This window comes from Streptomyces sp. NPDC045287 (assembly GCF_056432325.1).
The window spans coordinates 145,378-163,261 of sequence record NZ_JBWKJG010000006.1 but is presented as its reverse complement, the minus strand read 5'-3'; the positions used below and the strand labels follow the sequence as shown (position 1 = coordinate 163,261).

Here is a 17,884-nt window from a genome sequence, read left to right as displayed (position 1 = left end):
CGGATCTGCGGATATACCGTGCCGCGCATCTCCGGCCCACCGGTGGGACCAGGGGATTCCGCCGCGCGGACCCGGCTTTGCGCAAGCCGTTCCGGGCGGTCGCCCGGAGAGTGGGTTCAAGGCGTTTGCCACCGCGGGCCCCGGGCAGGCGCATCTCGTGCTTCGGACCGGAGGCACGTCCGTGGGAGCGGATCGCCGCTCCGGACGTGCGTGTCCGCGTCCGGTCCGGGCGGAGCTTCCCCGGGGTGACAGCCAACCGTCAGCGCCGTTCAGGGAGCTGAGAACCACATGCCTACGCTCGCTCACACGAAGCATCCGCACGATGACGCGCCCGACACCGCCGAGGCGTTCCAGCGTCTGGCGGCGCTGCCGCCCGGCGAGGAACGGGACCGCGTGCGCCAGGACATCGTGCGCGCCTGGCTGCCGATGGCGGACCGGCTGGCCGGCCGGTTCCGCAACAGGGGCGAGGCGCTGGAGGACCTCAAGCAGGTCGCCGCGCTCGGCCTGGTCAAGGCGGTCGACCGGTACGACCCCTCACGCGGCGCGGCCTTCGAGAGCTTCGCCGTGCCCACCATCACCGGCGAGATCAAGCGGCACTTCCGGGACCACATGTGGACCCTGCACGTGCCGCGCCGCGTCCAGGACCTGCGCGGCCGGGTCCGCGTGGCCTACCAGGAGCTCTCCCACTCGGTCGGCGGCCGTGCCCCCACGGTCGCGGAGATAGCCGAGAAGGCGGGGATGACGGAGGAGGAGGCCGTCGCCGGCCTCGAAGCCCTCGACAGCTTCACCGCCCTGTCGCTCGACGCCGAACTGCCCGGCACCGAGGACGGCTACACCCTCGTCGACGCGCTCGGCGGACCCGACCCGGCCCTCGACGTGGTCGTCGACCGCGAGGCCGTCAAGCCGAAGCTCCGCACGCTGCCGGAACGCGAGCAGAAGATCCTCTACATGCGGTTCTTCCGCGACATGACCCAGAGCAGCATCGCCGAGGACCTCGGCATCTCCCAGATGCACGTCAGCCGCCTCATCAGCCGCTGCTGCACCCGGCTGCGCGAGGACATCATGCGGGACGCCGCGTAGGCCCGCCGGTGCCGTCGCCCGCGCCCGGCCGCGCACCGGCCGGAAGACCCCGGCGCCCGCCGCGCTCCCCCCGGCCGCGCCGACCGCTAGGGGGCGGGCGGGCCCGGGCGGCGCATGGCCAGCCCGACGTGGCGGGACAGCACGTCCGCGGCCTGCGCCTCCGCCATCGAGAACGCCCGCCGGGCCCGGGTGCGCAGCAGGGTCAGCACGCCCAACACCTCCGGCCCGCCCGCACCGCCCGTCGCGGCGTCGCCGACGACCGGCAGGCACAGCAGCGAGCTGGCCTCGGCGCGCACCAGCACGGCCGCCCCGTCGGCGTCCGTACCGAGCGCCAGCGCGTCCTCGGGGCGTACCTGCAAGGACGCCGATCCGCCCGCCGCGACCTCCGCGACCAGGGGGCAGTCCGCCGGGTCCTGCCCGGCGAGCACCTTCGCCAGCGTGTCGTCGTCCGGCGGCCCCAGGACCACCGCGCGGCGAACCGGCCCGGCGGGCCCGCCCGCGCCGAGGCCGCCCGCCGTGAGGTCGGCGATCACCCAGTCCGCGAACCGGTCGTGCAGCACCCGCGCCGCCGCCACCAGGGCGCCCCGCGCGTCCCCCGGAGCGGTGCGCAGCAGGGTCGTCGCGACGGCGTCGACCAGGTCCAGCGTCCCGGCCCGCTCGGTGGCCTCGGCCAGGTTCGGCACGCTCCCCAGCCGCCGGGCCCGCCCCCGCGCCCCGGCCGGAGCCGCCGCGGGGAGGGACGCGTCCGCCGCGGAGGAGCGCCGCCCGACCCCGGCGGGCCCGGTCGGCCCGGTGCCGGCGACGCCCGGCTGGAGGACGGCCACGACGGTCTGCTGCGGTTCCCCCGGAAGGATCAGCGCGGCGAGCGTGGCCCGCACCGGCTCCTTCGGCCGCTGCTGGAGCCGCACCGTCAGGCTCCGCCCGCCCTCCCCGCGTGCGGTGGCGGCGGCCTGCGTGCGGAACGGCGCCCGGTCGCCCGGAGTGAGCAGCGCGGACAGGGGACGGCCCGTCGCGTACCCGGCCCGGACGCCGGTGAGCGTCGTCGCGGCCAGGTTCATCCGCCGGACCACCGTGTCCCGGTCGATCAGCACCACCGGCAGCGGCAGCCGCTGGAACACCGTCTTCAGCAGCTGGCGCTCCTGCCGCTCCGCCGACGTGCCCTCCGGGGCGCGCGCCGCCAGCCGCTCGTACCGGGGCCACAGCGTCTCCGCCGCGTGCTGGAGCTCGAACAGGGCGGCGTCCAGCACGCCCCGCTGCTCCTCCGGCGGCAGGGCGCGCGCACTGCGCAGCTCCGCCACCCGCCGGACGAAGTCGGCGAGGTCCTCGCCGAACGCGCCGGTCTCGCTCATCCCCGGGCCCCCGCTCCGCCCGGCGTGTCCACCCCGGATCCCACTCCAGCACCTCCCTCCGGCGCGCACACCCGCGCGCGCCCTCCGCCCGTATGCCCCGTCGTCCGCATATCAGCACGGTAACCGCGCGCACGCCCCCCGGCCCCGCGCCGTTTCGCCCCGCGCGCAGCGGGCAACCGCACCCCGGAAGGAGACGCCGCCCCATGCTGATCGAGCCCGAGTACGAAGGAACCGACTCGGCGTTCGCCGTACGCCGACTCCAGCAGCTCGCCGAGCAGTGCGTCCGCTCCGTCCCGGCCTGCTGCGGCGCGGTCGCCACCCTCGGCGACGACGACGAGCGGGAGCGGGGCGAGCGCCGCACCACCGCCACGCACCCGGACCTCGCCGCCCTCGTCGGCGTCCAGCTCGACTCCGGCGACGGGCCCATCAGGACGGCGCTCGACAGCGGCGAGCCCGTCATCGCCGCGGACCTGCTCCACGACGACCGGTGGCCCGCCTACCGCGCCGCCGCCCTCGGCGCCGGCGTGCGCTCCAGCGTCACCCTGCCGTTCCACCGCGCCGGCGTCCTCGTCACCCTCAACCTGTACGGCTTCCGCCCCGGCTCCCTGGCCAACGCCGCGCGCGGCCCCGCCGCCGTCCTCGGCGAGGAGGCCACCGCGGGCCTCGTCCGCGACCGCCGCTACCGCGCCGCCCTCACCGAGGTCGGCCAGCTGGAGACCGCGCTGCGCTCCCGGCCCGTCATCGACCAGGCCGGCGGCATCGTCATGCACGTGCTGGGCTGCGGCGTCGAGGAGGCGTACGCCGTGCTGCGGCGCGTCTCCCAGCTCACCAACCGCAAGCTCGCCGACGTGGCCGCGCAGATCGTGCGGACCCGCGGCCGGGGCCTGGAGAAGGAGCTGGCCCGGCTGGCCCCGCCGCCGGCCCCCCGCTTCCCGAACGGCGAACCCGCGTGAACCTCCGTATAACTCCGTATGAAGGGTCCGGGTCCGCAGACGTACGGGAGGCCGTGGTGACGCGCAGCTCCGCCCACGGGCACGGGCAGGTGCGCCACGCCCCGCCCGCCCCCGACACCGGCCTGCCCGTGGTCGGGGAGCTCGCCGAGCTGCTGGCCGGCGCCGCCTCCCGGCCCGACCCCGAACCCCCCGGCGGCGGCCCCCTCCTGCGCGAGGCGGCCTGCGGCTACTGGACGCGGCGCGGCCTGCGCTGCCACCCCGGGGACCTCGCCGCCTCGCCCGGCACCGGGCCGCTGCTGACCGCGCTGCTCGCCGCGCACGGCGGCGACGTGCTGGTGCCGCGGCCCTGCCCGCTCTCCTGGGCCCCGCAGGCCCGCCTCCTGGGCCGGACCGCCTTCCACGTGCCGACCCCCGCCGAGTGCGGCGGCGTCCCCGATCCGTACGCGCTCCTGGAGACCGTACGGCGGGTGCGCGCGGAGGGCGGTCGTCCCGCCGTCCTGCTGCTCAGCGTCGCCGACGACCCCACCGGCACCGTCGCCCCGCCCGAACTCGTCCGCGAGGCGTGCGAGGCGGCCGTCGGGGAGGGGCTGCACGTCGTCAGCGACGAGACCTGGCGGGACACCGTGCACCGGCCGCACGACACGGTCTTCGTCAGCCCCGCCGAGATGTGCCCCGACGACGTCACCGTCCTGTGCGACCTCGCCGGCGCGGTCGTCCCCGCCTCCTGGCCCGCAGCCGTCGCCCGCTTCCCCACCGGCGCCCCCGGCGCCGCCCACCGCGCCCGCGCCCTCGACGTGCTCACCGCGCTCGGCGCCGACCTGCCCGGCCCGCTGGCCGCGGCCGTCGCCCACGCCCTGGACGAGCCGGAGGCCGTCACCGCGCGGAACGCCGCCGCGACCGCCCTGCACGCCCGCGTGGCCGCCGAGGCCCACCGCCGGGTGCTCGCGGCCGGGGCCCTCGCCCTGCCGCCCGAGGCCGGCCGCCACCTGTACGCGGACCTCGGCCCGCTCCGCGGCCCCCTCGCCGCGCGAGGCGTCACCGACTCCATCGAACTGGAGGACCACCTGAGCGCGCGGCTGGGCGTCCCCGTCCCCGGCGGCCACCGCTTCGGCGACGAACCCGGCGCCCTGCGCGTCCGCCTGGCCACCACCCCGCTGCTGGGCGCCACCCCGGCCGAACGGCTGGAGGCCCTCGACGCCGGCGACCCCCTGGACCTGCCGCACGTGACAGAGGCCCTCGAGGCCCTGTCGGCCGCGCTCGGCGACGCCACCGCGCGCACGGACCGCACCGGAACCGCTGGAGGAGCCCGCAGATGACGGACGGGACGCCCACCGACCTCACCGCCCCCGCCGCGCACCCCGAGCGCGGGCCGGACCCCCGGACGGCGCCCCGGCCGCTGGGCGAGACCCGCGTCTGGCCCCGATCCTTCGCCGGCCGCCTCACCGCGCCGCTGCCCGGCGTGCGCGCCTTCGCCCGCCTGGCCCGCGAGGGCTCCGCGGCCGTACGCCCCGGCAGCGACGGCCTGCGCGACGTCCCGAGGCTGCCGTTCGCCCCCGGCCCGCTGCCCCCCGCCGACCCGGACACGGTGGCCGTCACCTGGGTGGGCCACGCCAGTTGGATCGTCCGCGTCGGCGGCCTCACCGTCCTCACCGACCCCGTGTGGTCCCGCCGCATCCTCGGCACCCCGGCCCGCGTCACCCCCGTCGGCGTCCGCTGGGAGGACCTGCCGCCCGTCGACGCGGTCGTCATCAGCCACAACCACTACGACCACCTGGACGCGCCCACCCTGCGCAGGCTCCCGCGCACCACGCCGCTGTTCGTCCCCGCCGGACTCGGCCGCTGGTTCCGCCGCCGCCGCTTCACCACCGTCACCGAGCTCGACTGGTGGGAGTCGGCCGAGCTGCGCGGCGTCCGCTTCGACTTCGTCCCGGCCCACCACTGGTCCAAGCGGTCCCTCACCGACACCTGCCGCTCCCTGTGGGGCGGCTGGGTCATCGGTGACCGCCGCCGGCGGCGCGTGTACTTCGCCGGCGACACCGGCTACGGCCACTGGTTCCGCCGCATCGCCGACCGCCACCCCGACATCGACCTGGCGCTGATGCCCATCGGCGCGTACGCCCCCCGCTGGTGGCTCGGCGACGTCCACACCGACCCGGAGGAGGCCGTTCGCGCCTTCCAGGACCTCGGCGCCCGCGTCATGGCCCCGATGCACTGGGCGACCTTCGTCCTGTCCTCCGAACCGGTCATGGAGCCCCTGACCCGCCTCCACGCCGCCTGGGAGTCCGCGGGCCTGCCCCGCGACCGCCTCTGGGACCTGGCGATCGGCGAGTCCCGCGTCCTGGGGTGAGGGCGCCCCTCACCCGCCGGGGCCGGGGCCCGTCCGCCACCCCCGCCGCACCCGCCGCCACGCCCCCGGCACGGCGCCCACCAGCAGTGCCAGCGCCACCGCCGCCGCCACGCCCTGCCAGGGCCGCGGGAACAGCGACCCGCCCGCCACCCCGATCAGCTGGTACGTCGCCGTCCACGCCAGCACCGCCGGCACGTCGCCCCGCACGAACCGGGCCGGCGGCATCCGGGCCAGCAGGCACGCCAGCATCACCGGGATCCGCCCCGCCGGCACCAGCCGGGACAGCACCAGCACCGGCACCCGGTGCCGCCGCAGCTTCTCCTGGGCCCGCTCCAGCCGGTCCGGCGCCGCACGGGCCCGCAGCGCCGCCAGCCACCGCGACCCGCCCCGCGACGTGACCCCGCGCCGCCCCAGCCAGTACAGCGCCGCGTCCCCCGCGAGCGCCGCCGCCGCGGCCACCAGGAAGACGGACAGCGACGCGAACGGCGTGCTCTGGTGGAACGCCACGACCCCCGCCGAACTGACGACCGCCCCCGTCGGCACGACCGGCACCAGCGCGCCCAGCGCGACCAGCAGGAACAGCGACGGGTAGCCGATCGCCCGCTGCGTCCCCTCCGGGGGGAGCTGGCCGACCAGCTCCGCGATCACCACGCCGTCCCCGGCCGCACGCGCTCCCCGTGCCCGGGCAGGTGCACCGCGACACCGGGCGCCAGCCGCGCCGCCAGCCGGGCGAACTCGCCGCCCGGCGCGTGGAACTCGTGCGGCCGCACCGCGTCCATCCCGATCGGCCAGTACGTGCCGTAGTGCACCGGCACCGCCGCCCGGGGGGCCAGCGCGGCCAGGGCCTGCGCGGCGCGCCCCGCGTCCAGGTGCCCGTGGCCCAGGAACGGGCCCCACCCGCCGACCGGGAGGAGCGCCACGTCGACCTCGCCGACCGCGGCGGCCATCCCGTCGAACAGCCCCGTGTCCCCCGCGAAGTACGTGCGCGCCGCCCCCCGGATCACGTACCCGAGCGCGGGGGAGCGGTGCGGCCCCACCGGCAGCCGCCGCCCGTCGTGCGCGGCCGGCACCGCCCGCACCACCACCGGCCCCGCCTTCACCTCGTCGCCGGCGCCGACCTCGGTGACCCGCAGCCCCGCCAGCCGCCGCAGCCCGGGCACCGCCCGGGGCGCGCCGCGCGGCACCACCAGCCGCGTACCGGGCGCGAGCCGGGCCAGCGACGGCAGGTGCAGGTGGTCGGCGTGCAGGTGCGACACGAGCACCAGGTCGGCCACCGCCGCCTCGGGCGGCGGCAGCGCGCCCCGGCGCCTGCGCAGGTGCGCCAGCCGCCGCACGAACAGCGGGTCCGTCAGCACCCGCACACCGGAGTCCTCGACCGTGCAGGTGGCGTGTCCCCACCAGGTGACCTCCATGCCAAGAGCGTAGAGCGCCGGCCTCCTCCGGCGGGCTCCATCGGGAGTAGGGTCGGCCCATGGACGACGTACGCGTGGCGGCGATCGCCAGCCTGACGCCGCTCGAGGAACTCGACAGCGACCCGTTCCTGGTCGACACGCGCAGCCAGCACGCGATGTGCGAACGGTGGGCGGCCGACAAGGGCTACGTCGTCAGCCGCCAGCTCCTCTTCTACGGGCTGCGCCCCGACCACCGCACGCTGTGGGCGGACGTCGAGGAGGGCGCCGTCGACCTGTTCGTCGCGCCCAACGAGCGCGTCCTGGAGCGGGCCCTGACGTCGGCGCGGGACTTCTCCGCCGAGTGCGCGCGGCGCGGCGTGCGCCTGGAGACCGCCGGTCTCGACGAGCCCTCGTACGACGCGGAGACGAAGGCCCGCGTGCACCGCCGGCTGTCCATGCCCACCGCCGGCTACGACGGCTGCTGACCCGCCCGCCGTCCGCCGCCCCGATCCGCCGGCCGGCCGCCGCCCCGGTGCGGTGTGCCACGCTGGAGCCCCGGACGGAGACGGGCGAAAGGCGGATGGCGTGGTCGTCGGACGGTGGAGGTCGGCGGGTCGCGCCGCCCTGCGGGTCGTCGTGGTGTGGGCCGTGTCGACGCTCACCCTGCTCGTCCTGGCCGGGGCGCTGCCCGACTTCCAGCTCCAGTCCGACGACGGCGACAGCGTCACCCGGACGGCCGTCACGGCCGCCTGGGGCGCCGGCGCGTTCGGCCTGCTCGGCGCGTTGGTGTGGCCCTTCGTCGTACGGGCGCTGCTGCTCGTCCCGGCGCTCGTTCTCGGCGTGCTCGTGTTCTTCCTCAACGGATCGCTGCTGCTGGTCGCGCTCTGGCTGATCCCCGACGGGCGCGGCGAGTCCGACCCGGAGAACGCCGTCGTCGTGGCCGCCGTCATGTCCGCGGTGGCGTCCGCGACCTCCACCGCCCTCGCCGTCCGCGACGACGACGCCTACCGGCGGCGCCTGTACCGACTCGCCGGGCGCGGCGCCGCCCCCGCGCCCGGCGCCGCGCCCGGCACGGTCTTCCTGCAGCTCGACGGCGTCGGCCACCGGGTGCTGCGCGACGCCCTCGACGCCGGGCTGATGCCGACGCTCGCCGCCTGGGAGCGGACCACGCACCGGCTCACCCCGTGGCGCACCGACTGGTCCAGCCAGACCGGCGCCAGCCAGCTCGCCCTGCTGCACGGCACCAACCACGACGTGCCCGCGTTCCGCTGGTACGAGAAGGACACCGGCCGCCTCATGGTGAGCAACCGGCCCGCCGGCGCCGCCGAACTCCAGCGCCGCGCCGCCGCCCGCACCGGCGACCCGGGGCTCCTGGCCGACGACGGGGCCAGCCGGGGCAACCTCTTCGGCGGCGGCGCCGACCAGCTCGCCCTGGTGCTGTCGGTCTCCGGCCGCCGCGGTCCCGGCACCCGCTCCCGCGCCGGGTACTTCGCCTACTTCCGGGACCCGGCCAACGCCACCCGCACCGCGATGGCGTTCGTCGCGGAGGTCTTCCGGGAGGTCGGCCAGTCGCTCGCCGCCCGGCTGCGGGGCGACCGGCCGCGCGTGCCGCGCGGCGGCCTGTACCCGTTCGTCCGGGCCTTCGCGACGGTCGTGGAGCGGGACGTGGTGGTCGCGGCCGTGATGGGCGACGTGCTGGCCGGGCGGACGGCCGTGTACGCCGACCTCGTGGCGTACGACGAGGTCGCCCACCACTCGGGGCCGCGCAGCGGGGACGCGGCGAAGGTCCTGGAGAGCCTCGACCGGTGCGTCGGGCTGATCGCGAAGGTCGCCGGGCACGCCCCGCGCCCGTACCGGATCGTCCTGCTCTCGGACCACGGCCAGAGCTTCGGCGAGACCTTCGAGAGCGCGTACGGGCTGACGCTCCGCGACCTCGTGCGGGTGGGCTGCGGCCTGCCGGTCTCCCGGCGGGCCCGGAGGGCCCGGCGCGGCGCCGGCGGCGCGGAGGCCCGGGGCGCGCTGCGCAGCGCGCTGCACCGGCCGGGCGAGGGGGAGCGGCGCGAGGAGCGCCCGGCGCGCGGCGCGGGCCCGGTGGTGCTGGCCTCCGGGAACCTGGGGCTCGTGTCCTTCCCCGACGTGCCGCACCGGATGTCGCGCGAGGAGATCGACCACCGCTACCCGGGGCTGCTGCGGACCCTCGCCGGGCACCCCGGCATCGGCTTCGTCCTGGTGCGTTCCGAGCGGCACGGGTCGGTGGTGCTCGGCGCGGACGGGTTCGAGGCGCCGGTCGCCGAGCTGACCGACGCGTCGGGGCCGCTCGCCGCGTTCGGGCCGGGCGCCGCCGACGCGATCCGGCGCACCGACGGGTTCCCGCACGTCGCGGACATCATGGTCAACTCGATGTACGACCCGGGGACCGGACGGGTCCACGCCTTCGAGGACCAGGTGGGTTCGCACGGCGGGCTCGGCGGCGGCCAGTCCGAGGCGTTCCTGCTGTGGCCGCGCGAGCTGTCGGCGCCCGTCGGGGAGGGCGGGGCGCTGGTGGGCGCGGAGGCCGTGCACCGGGTGCTGCGGCGCTGGCTGGAGGAGGGGCGCCGTCCGGAGGAGCGTGCCGGGGGGCGTCCCGGGACGTCGGCCGCCTCCCCGCAGGAATCGCCGTCAGCCCCACAAGCGGACGAAGCATTTCCGGTTGTGGAGGGTCTCGCACCGGACAAAAAAGGGTGATTTGGAGCGCTGTTTCGCCGTACGCCAGCATGAGGAACGTTTGTACGGAGAAAGGCGCACCACCCCATGGCCACGGTCATCACCCCGGACACCGGGCACGACACCCACCCGACCCCTCCCTCCGGTTCCTCCGGCGCGCGGAAGGGCGAGGGAGCGGACGGCGGCGGGCGCGCGCGGCGGTTCGGCCTCCCCGTCGCCACCGCCCTGGTCATGGGCAACATCATCGGCGGCGGCATCTTCCTGCTGCCCGCGTCCGTGGCGCCGTACGGCACGATCAGCCTCGTCGCGTTCGCCGTCCTCACCGCCGGCGCCCTCGCCCTCGCCCTGGTCTTCGGGCGGCTCGCGGAGCGGCACCCGCGCACCGGCGGCCCGTACGTGTACGCCCGCGAGGCGTTCGGCGACTTCGCCGGGTTCCTGTCGGCCTGGTCGTACTGGATCACCGCCTGGGTCTCCAACGCCGCCCTCGCCGTCGCCGCCGTCGGCTACCTGGACGTGCTGCTGCCGCTGCACGGCTCGGTCCCCGCGACGATCGCCGCCGCGCTCCTCGTGCAGTGGCTGCCCGCCCTCGCCAACCTGGCCGGCACCCGGTACGTCGGCGCCGTCCAGGTGGTCGCCACCGTCCTGAAGTTCGTCCCGCTGCTGCTCGTCGCCGTGGGCGGGCTGTTCTTCTTCGACGCGGACAACCTGGGCCCCTTCCAGGGCAGCGACTCCGGTGCGTTCGGCGCGGTCTCCGCGTCCGCGGCGATCCTGCTGTTCAGCTACCTCGGCGTCGAGTCGGCCGCCGTCAGCGCCGGCGAGGTCCGCGACCCGCGGCGCAACGTCGGCCGCGCCACCGTCCTCGGCACCCTCGGCGCCGCCGCCCTGTACCTGCTCGGCACGGTCGCCGTGTTCGGCACCGTCGCCCACGACCGGCTCGTCGACTCCTCCGCGCCGTTCTCCGACGCCGTCGACGCCATGTTCGGCGGCACCTGGGGCGGTACGGCCGTCGCCTGCATGGCCGTCGTGTCGGTGGTCGGCGCCCTCAACGGCTGGACCCTGCTGAGCGCCCAGACCCCGTACGCCGCCGCCCGCGACGGGCTGTTCCCGCGCGCCTTCACCCGCCGCAGGCGGGGCGTCCCGACCTTCGGCGTCCTCGTCACGGTCGTCCTCGCGTCCCTGCTGACCGTCTACAACTACACGGCCGGCTCCGACGGCGTCTTCGAGACGCTGGTCCTCGTCACCACGTTCACGGCGACCGTCCCGTACCTGCTGTCCACGGCCGCGCAGATCTACTTCCTGCTCTCCGGGCGGCGCGACCGGGTGCGGGGCTCCCGGCTCGTCCGCGACGGCGTCCTCTCCGCGCTCGCGTTCGGCTTCTCCCTGTGGCTGGTCGCCGGGTCCGGGTACGCCGCCGTCTACCAGGGCGTGCTGTTCCTCTTCGCCGGGGTCCTCGTGTACGCGTGGATGTCGGCCCGCAGGGACCGCGGGGTCCACGAGGACCGCGAGCCCCGCGACGCCGCCTGACGCGCCCGGCGCACCGGCGCCGCCGGTGCGGGGTCAGGCGGAGCCGGGCGCCGACAGGCCCGCCGCGGACCGCGCCAGCGCGTCCAGGACCGGCCGGATCAGCGGATGCCCCTCGGCGCCCCGCCGCACCGCGGCGAAGACCCGGCGGAACGCCGCGGGGCCCGCCACCGGCCGGACCACCACGTCCTTCAACTCGATGCCGCGCAGCGCCGAGCGCGGCACGAGCGCCACCCCCGCCCCCGCCCCCGCGAGCGCCACGACCGCGCGGAAGTCGTCCGACACGTGCACCAGCCGCGGCTCGAACCCCGCCAGCTCGCAGGCGAGCAGCACCATGTCGTGGCACGGGTTGCCGGGGGACTGGCCGATCCAGTCGCTCTCCGCGAGCGCCGCCAGCGCCACCTCCGGCCCCCGCGCCAGCGGGTGCCCCGCCCGCAGCACCGCGTCGAACGGCTCCGCGTACAGCGGCACCCGCGCCAGCCGCCGGTCGCCCTCGCGCGGCGCGCCCCGGTACTCCACGGCCAGCGCCAGGTCGGCCTCGCCGTCCAGGACGAGCGGCAGCGACTCGTCGCCCTCCGCGTCCCGCACCCGCAGCCGGATCCCCGGGTGCCACTCGGCCAGCCGCCCGATCGCCGGGGCCAGCACCTCCGCGATGCCCGTCGCGAACGCCGCGACCGACACCTCGCCCGCCGTCCCGTCCGCGTACGCCGCGAGCTCCGCCTCGGCGCGCTCCAACTGCGCCAGCACCTCGTTGGCGTGCTCCAGCAGGATCTCCCCGGCCGGCGTGAGCCGTACGCCCCGGCCGCTGCGGGTCAGCAGGGTGTGCCCGGTCTCCTGCTCCAGCGCGGCGAGCTGCTGGGAGACGGCGGACGGCGTCAGGTACAGCGCTGCGGCGGCGGCGGTCACCGTGCGGTGGTCCGCCGCCGCCCGCAGTATGCGCAGCCGGCGGGGGTCGATCACCCCGCCATTGTCACCCGGCCGCCGGAAGCGGCGTCACGCGCCCATCGCCGCCCGCGCGTCCACGAACGCCGCCACCGCGCGCTCCACGTCCGCCGTGGAGTGCGCCGCCGACAACTGCACCCGGATCCGGGCCTGACCCATCGGCACGACCGGGTACGAGAACCCGATCACGTACACGCCGCGCTCCAGCAGCAGCTCCGCCATCCGCGCCGCCTCCGCCGCGTCCCCGATCATCACGGGCGCGATCGCGTGGTCGCCGGGCAGGACCTCGAAGCCCTCCTCGGCCATCCGCGTGCGGAACAGCTTCGTGTTCGCGTCGAGCCGCTCCCGCAGGTCGCCCGCCGACTCCAGCAGGTCGAGGACCTTCAGCGACGCGGCGGCGATCACCGGGGCGAGCGAGTTGGAGAACAGGTACGGGCGGGACCGCTGCCGCAGCAGCTCCACGATCTCGGCGCGCGCCGCCACGTAGCCGCCGGACGCGCCGCCCAGCGCCTTGCCGAGGGTGCCGGTGACGATGTCCACGCGGTCCATCACGCCGTGCAGCTCCGGCGTGCCCCGGCCGCCCGCGCCGACGAACCCGACGGCGTGCGAGTCGTCGACCATGACCATCGCGTCGTACCGGTCGGCGAGGTCGCAGATCTCCCGCAGCGGCGCCACGTAGCCGTCCATCGAGAACACGCCGTCCGTGACGATCAGCCGGCGCCGGGCACCCGCCGCCTCCTTCAGCCGGGCCTCCAGCTCGTCCATGTCGCGGTTGGCGTACCGGTAGCGGGCGGCCTTCGACAGGCGGATGCCGTCGATGATCGACGCGTGGTTCAGGGCGTCGGAGATCACCGCGTCCTCGGGGCCGAGGAGCGTCTCGAAGACACCGCCGTTCGCGTCGAAGCAGGAGGAGTACAGGATCGTGTCCTCCTGCCCGAGGAACGCCGACAGCCTCCGCTCCAGCTCCTTGTGGATCTCCTGCGTGCCACAGATGAACCGCACGGACGCCATGCCGTAACCCCACCGGTCCAGGGCGTCCTTGGCCGCCGCGACGACCTCGGGGTGGTCGGCCAGACCCAGGTAGTTGTTGGCGCAGAAGTTCAGCACGTCACCGGGCGCGCCGCCCGCCGTGACGGCGACGGACGCGGACTGCGGGGTGCCGATGACCCGCTCGGGCTTGTACAGCCCGGCGTCCCGGATCTCGTCGAGGGTGGCGCGCAGTTCGTCACGCACGGACACGAACATGAGGGGTGCTCCTAGGGATCGGTACGGGGGCGAGTGGGGTGGAGGGGCGCGGTGGACGCGCGGGGAGGGCGCGGGCCCGGCAGAGGCGGCGCCGGGCCCGGCCGGCCTCTGCCGGGCTCCCGGCGCCCGGAGCCGGGCCGGGCGCCGCCTACGCGGTCCAGTCGAGGATGATCTTGCCGCTGCGCGCGGTCGCGGCCTCGTCGAACGCGGCGTCGAAGTCCTTGTACGCGTACTTGCCGGTGATCACCGGGCTCAGGTCGAGGCCGCCCTCCAGCAGCACGGTCATCGCGTACCACGTCTCGAACATCTCCCGGCCGTAGATGCCCTTGATCGTGATCATCGACGTCACGATCTTCGACCAGTCGACCGGGAACTCCTCCGCGGGCAGGCCGAGCATCGCGATGCGCCCGCCGTGGGTCATGTTGGCGACCATGTCGCGCATCGCCTCGGGGCGGCCGGACATCTCCAGGCCGATGTCGAAGCCCTCCCGCAGCCCCAACTGCCTCTGCGCGTCCGCGATGCCGGTCCGCGCGACGTTCACCGCGAGGGTCGCGCCGACCTGGCGGGCCAGCTCCAGCCGGGGCTCGCTCACATCGGTGATCACCACGTTGCGCGCACCGGCGTGCCGGGCCACGGCCGCCGCCATGATGCCGATCGGCCCGGCCCCCGTGATCAGCACGTCCTCGCCGACGAGCGGGAACGACAGCGCCGTGTGCACCGCGTTGCCGAACGGGTCGAAGATCGCCGCGATGTCGGGGTCCACCTCCGTGCGGTGCACCCACACGTTGGACGCGGGCAGCGCCACGTACTCGGCGAACGCCCCGTCCCGCCCGACGCCCAGCCCGACCGTGGCACGGCACAGGTGCCGCCGACCCGCCAGGCAGTTGCGGCACTTGCCGCACACGAGGTGGCCCTCGCCGCTCACCAGGTCGCCGACCTCGACGTCCCGTACGTCGGAGCCGACCGCGGCGACCTCGCCGACGAACTCGTGCCCGAGGACCAGCGGCGTCGACACGGCCTGTTGCGCCCAGCCGTCCCAGGAGCGGATGTGCAGGTCGGTGCCGCAGATACCGGTGCGCAGCACTCTGATCAGCACGTCGCCGGGGCCCGTCTCGGGCTCGGGGACGTCCATCAGCCACAGGCCGGGCTCGGCCTTCTGCTTGACGAGGGCCTTCATCGCGGCGACTCCAGGCGGGGAAGAGGGGGTGGACGCGACCAATCTGCCGATCGCGGACGGCCGCGTCCATCGAGGTTTTCTTAAGCGGGCCCACAGTCCAGCTTCACGCGCCCCGCCGACCGGGTGACACCCCCGCTCCAGGCCGGCCCGCGGCGGCTTCCGGGGCCCTGGAAGCCGCCCCCGTTCGGCCCCGCCACGCGGACGGGGCCGAACGGGGGCCCGCCGGGGGCGGCCACCGCCGGCCCCTCCGCCCCGGAGGCGGTGCCCCGCCCCCGCGCCCGGGCTCCGGCGCCGTGCGCGCCCGCCGGCGCACGCGGTTCGGCACCGGCCGCCGGGCCGCGCGACGGCGGGGGCGCGGTCCGGGTCCGGGCCCGTGGGGCCCCGGGGTCAGGACGGCGCGGTTTCGAGCTCCGCGCCGCCGCCCGACCGGCTGTCGACGGTGGCGATCCGTTCCCTGAAGTCGGCGTGCACGAACTGGTAGACGGGCCCCACCTGGCGCAGGACGTGCAGCAGGCGGGCGTCCTCCAGGAAGGCCAGCGGGCGGCGCGGCAGCCGACTGATCCGGGAGAGCCTCAGACCGGCCTCCCGGTACCGGAAGTAGGCGCTGTTCGACAGGGCCAGCAGCCCGGCGGCGAGCCCCACGGCCAGGTTCGCCTCCAGGGTCTGCAGCCAGGCCCCGAACGCCTGCAGCCAGAGGTGCGGACTGGTCGCCAGGTCCCACCAGGCGGTGACCGCCCACTTGAGCAGGGGCGGGACCATCGCGAACACCAGGACGGCGTTGGCCACCACGTGCTCGCCGCGCAGGGTCGACTGCGGGGTCTCCTGTTCGAGGTCGGTCGGCAGCCGCGCCCAGCGCAGCACGACCAGGCCCAGCCCGAACAGGACGCCGAAGAACGCGCCCATGAGCCCGGAGGCCGCGAGACGTGCCCACAGCGGCACCCCGGCCGCCCAGGGCGCCACCGCCAGGCCCAGGACCACGACCAGGGCCACACCGCTCGCCAGCCCTCCGCCGACACACGCGGGCAGCGGGCGCAGCAGGCTGGAGACCGGGGCGCGGAAGGACAGCCGGCTCGGGCGGTCGGTGCTACCGCCCAGGCCCAGGAAGGCCATGATCCCGGCGATCAGGAGGAACAGGGCGGCGCGGAAGACCGCCCGCTGGTTGGCGAAGCGCAGGTCCGCCCCCGGGTCGAGCAGCGCGAGGTCCAGCAGTGGCCGCCCGGTCTCCTGCCGGGTGGAGAGGAAGCAGAGCTGGCTGGCCGTTTCGGCACCCACCCAGAACAGCACGGTGAAGGCGGCGATCTTCCCCAACGGGACGCGCCGCCCCCACCGCCGGCCCGGCCGCGGCGGCATCCGCCGCCGGACCAACGCGCAACCGAGCACCCCGACGGTCAGCGCCGACATGGCCGCGAGCCACCAGAGGGCCGCCCTCAGCCAGGTGTGGGCGGCCACGCCGACCTCGTAGTGGATGCCGGTCGACGCCGCCGTCCGGGCCCAGTACTCGATCACGGCCCCGACCGCCGGAGCGAGCGGGAGGAGTACGGCACACCAGATCCCGGTGCGGCGGGCCACCTCCGCGAGGGGCCCCCTCCCGTGCCGGTCCGCGCGGCCGGTGCCCCGTCCGACGAAGGCGAGCCGGAGCACCGTGGCGGAGGCGACCGCCGTGGCGAGCGTCACCACCAGGAAGCACAGGAACCGGCTGAGCGGCGGCAGCGCCCAGTGGAAGTAGTCCCCCGCCATGCAGCCCGCGCCCAGCCCGACGGCAGCGCCCGCGACGGGGCCGGACAGGGGGCCGACCGGGTTCGGGGGCAGGGCCCGGTGCAGCTCCCACCAGGCGATGTCGTCCGTGCCCTGCCGTTGGAGGTGCCGGGCGAGGAAGCCCAGGGACAGCTCCGCGTCGTCGGCGCGCCAGCGGTTCGCGGCGGTGCGGCGCACATGGGTGCCCGACGGGTCCGCGGGGGCGGGCTCGCCGGCGAAGACCGCGGGGACGAGGCTGTCCAGCAGGTGGCGCCGGACGCTCTCCGCGTCGGTGTGGCGGAGCAGTTCGGCGGGGTCGGAGTCCGGCGCGGAGTACACGGTCCGGGCCAACCAGACGTTCAGGGGCAGCGAAAGGGCCCGGGCCAGGGGGCCGTCGGGGTTCCGGGTGATCTCCTCGGTCACCGGCCGCCAGGCGGCGGCCCGGCGCGGAGCGACCACGCTCTGGAGGTACGCCACCACGTCCTCGGCCTTCACGGGCAGGGCGACCACGGCGGCGGCCGCCGTGACGACGTCGCCCGCCTCGACGGCCGCCCGGTACTCGTCCGTCCGGGAGGCGAGGACCAGCGGTTCGTGGACGGCGACCGCGCGGTTGACGGCGGCCAGGGCGCGGGGCCGGAGTTCGGCCGGCAGTTCGTCGAAGCCGTCCAGGACGGGCAGGACGCGTCCTTCGGAGACCAGTTTGCGGGCGGCGTCCCGGCCGTAGGTCTCGTAGTTGCGCAGGGCCGGGTAGTCCTCGTGGATGCGGCGCGCCATCCAGTCGCCGAGCGACTCCTTCCGGGGGTTCCACGGAGCCAGGTCCAGGAGCACGGGCACCGGCTCGCCGGGCGGGGCGTCCCGCAGGAGTTCCCGGACCAGCAGGACGGCCAGGGTGGTCTTCCCCGCGCCGGGCTCCCCGAGGAGGATCAGCCGGTGGCGGGGGAGTGCCCGGAAGGAGGCGGCGAACCCGGGCACGTCGTCGCTGCGGCCGGACACCGCGCGCCCCACCAGACGCAGGTGGTCGCCCGTCTCCGTCTGGTCGCTGCGCCAGCGGACGGCCAGCGGGTGGGGGTCGAGGAGCCCCCGGGCCGCCGCCTCCTCGGTCCACTGGCGGCGCACCATGGCGGCGAGCGCCTCAGCGGCCTGGTCCAGTTCGGCCTGACTGGCCGGCGCCACGGGCCGCGCCCGGTGGCGGGACCAGCCGAGCACCCCGGCCGTCGCCGAGATCAGGACGCTCAGGGCCGCGACCGCGGTCTCGCCGCCGGCCCGGACCAGGACGGCGACCAGCACCGAGAACACCGCCACGCCGGTCGCTCCGACCAGCCAGGGCCACCACCTTCTGTCGACTTTCACAGCGGGGGCCTTCTGTCGGCTTCCACAGCGGAAGGGCAAAAGCGCCGGGCCGCCGGGCGGGGCACGGGGCCGGGCCGCCCGGCCGCCCGGCG

The 17,884-nt window shown here is 76.5% G+C and carries 14 protein-coding genes; 7 read left to right on the top strand and 7 right to left on the bottom strand.

Translation table 11 applies throughout. From position 1 onward, the window contains the following. The first annotated feature begins 288 nt into the window (after positions 1-288). Positions 289-1,080 (top strand): RNA polymerase sigma factor SigF, encoded by a 792-nt coding sequence (locus AC07D6_RS12740; protein WP_315877747.1) that lies wholly within the window; start codon positions 289-291, stop codon positions 1,078-1,080. A gap of 86 nt (positions 1,081-1,166) precedes the next feature. Here the strand turns inward: AC07D6_RS12740 and AC07D6_RS12735 are convergent, their stop codons facing one another. Then, positions 1,167-2,429 (bottom strand): PAS domain-containing protein, encoded by a 1,263-nt coding sequence (locus AC07D6_RS12735; protein WP_479043789.1) that lies wholly within the window; start codon positions 2,427-2,429, stop codon positions 1,167-1,169. A 203-nt stretch (positions 2,430-2,632) separates the two neighbouring features. Between AC07D6_RS12735 and AC07D6_RS12730 the strand changes: the two genes are divergently transcribed. The 3 genes from AC07D6_RS12730 to AC07D6_RS12720 are packed head-to-tail and all read left to right on the top strand — an operon-like array spanning position 2,633 to position 5,729. Next, positions 2,633-3,382 carry an ANTAR domain-containing response regulator gene (locus AC07D6_RS12730; RefSeq protein WP_479043787.1) on the top strand — a complete coding sequence of 250 codons (750 nt, stop codon included), beginning with the start codon at positions 2,633-2,635 and terminating at the stop codon, positions 3,380-3,382. 56 nt (positions 3,383-3,438) lie between these two features. Next, a complete protein-coding gene (locus AC07D6_RS12725) occupies positions 3,439-4,698 on the top strand; it encodes an aminotransferase class I/II-fold pyridoxal phosphate-dependent enzyme (protein WP_479043785.1) in 1,260 nt (419 codons plus the stop codon). Continuing rightward, positions 4,695-5,729 carry an MBL fold metallo-hydrolase gene (locus AC07D6_RS12720; protein WP_479043783.1) on the top strand — a complete coding sequence of 345 codons (1,035 nt, stop codon included), beginning with the start codon at positions 4,695-4,697 and terminating at the stop codon, positions 5,727-5,729. Before AC07D6_RS12725 ends, AC07D6_RS12720 begins: the two co-directional genes overlap by 4 nt. Before the next feature lie 9 nt (positions 5,730-5,738). Here the strand turns inward: AC07D6_RS12720 and AC07D6_RS12715 are convergent, their stop codons facing one another. Together AC07D6_RS12715 and AC07D6_RS12710 are read right to left on the bottom strand one after the other, a co-directional pair. After that, on the bottom strand, positions 5,739-6,377 hold the full coding sequence (locus AC07D6_RS12715; RefSeq protein ID WP_479043779.1) for a DedA family protein: 639 nt from the start codon (positions 6,375-6,377) through the stop codon (positions 5,739-5,741). After that, complete coding sequence (locus tag AC07D6_RS12710; protein WP_315877741.1) at positions 6,374-7,141, bottom strand: MBL fold metallo-hydrolase; 768 nt, start codon at positions 7,139-7,141, stop codon at positions 6,374-6,376. Before AC07D6_RS12710 ends, AC07D6_RS12715 begins: the two co-directional genes overlap by 4 nt. A 59-nt stretch (positions 7,142-7,200) precedes the next feature. On the opposite strand from AC07D6_RS12710, the gene AC07D6_RS12705 reads away from it, so the two are divergent. From AC07D6_RS12705 to AC07D6_RS12695, 3 genes are all read left to right on the top strand, one after another. Next, positions 7,201-7,605, top strand: a complete 405-nt coding sequence (locus AC07D6_RS12705) for a hypothetical protein (RefSeq protein WP_479043776.1) — start codon at positions 7,201-7,203, stop codon at positions 7,603-7,605. Positions 7,606-7,705: 100 nt separating this feature from the next. Then, on the top strand, positions 7,706-9,844 hold the full coding sequence (locus AC07D6_RS12700) for a phage holin family protein (protein ID WP_479043774.1): 2,139 nt from the start codon (positions 7,706-7,708) through the stop codon (positions 9,842-9,844). A gap of 66 nt (positions 9,845-9,910) precedes the next feature. After that, the gene (locus AC07D6_RS12695) at positions 9,911-11,347 is read left to right on the top strand and encodes an amino acid permease (protein WP_315877738.1); all 1,437 of its coding nucleotides are present in this window, start codon (positions 9,911-9,913) and stop codon (positions 11,345-11,347) included. A gap of 33 nt (positions 11,348-11,380) precedes the next feature. On the opposite strand, the gene AC07D6_RS12690 is transcribed toward AC07D6_RS12695, so the two are convergent. The 4 genes from AC07D6_RS12690 to AC07D6_RS12675 form a co-directional block, all read right to left on the bottom strand. After that, on the bottom strand, positions 11,381-12,304 hold the full coding sequence (locus tag AC07D6_RS12690; protein WP_479043772.1) for a LysR family transcriptional regulator: 924 nt from the start codon (positions 12,302-12,304) through the stop codon (positions 11,381-11,383). Positions 12,305-12,337: 33 nt separating this feature from the next. Next, positions 12,338-13,531 carry a glycine C-acetyltransferase gene (locus AC07D6_RS12685; RefSeq protein ID WP_479043769.1) on the bottom strand — a complete coding sequence of 398 codons (1,194 nt, stop codon included), beginning with the start codon at positions 13,529-13,531 and terminating at the stop codon, positions 12,338-12,340. Between the two features lie 148 nt (positions 13,532-13,679). Further along, positions 13,680-14,708, bottom strand: a complete 1,029-nt coding sequence (tdh, locus tag AC07D6_RS12680) for an L-threonine 3-dehydrogenase (protein WP_315877735.1) — start codon at positions 14,706-14,708, stop codon at positions 13,680-13,682. Positions 14,709-15,095: 387 nt separating this feature from the next. Beyond that, positions 15,096-17,792, bottom strand: a complete 2,697-nt coding sequence (locus AC07D6_RS12675; protein WP_479043767.1) for an NACHT domain-containing protein — start codon at positions 17,790-17,792, stop codon at positions 15,096-15,098. Positions 17,793-17,884: the final 92 nt, after the last annotated feature.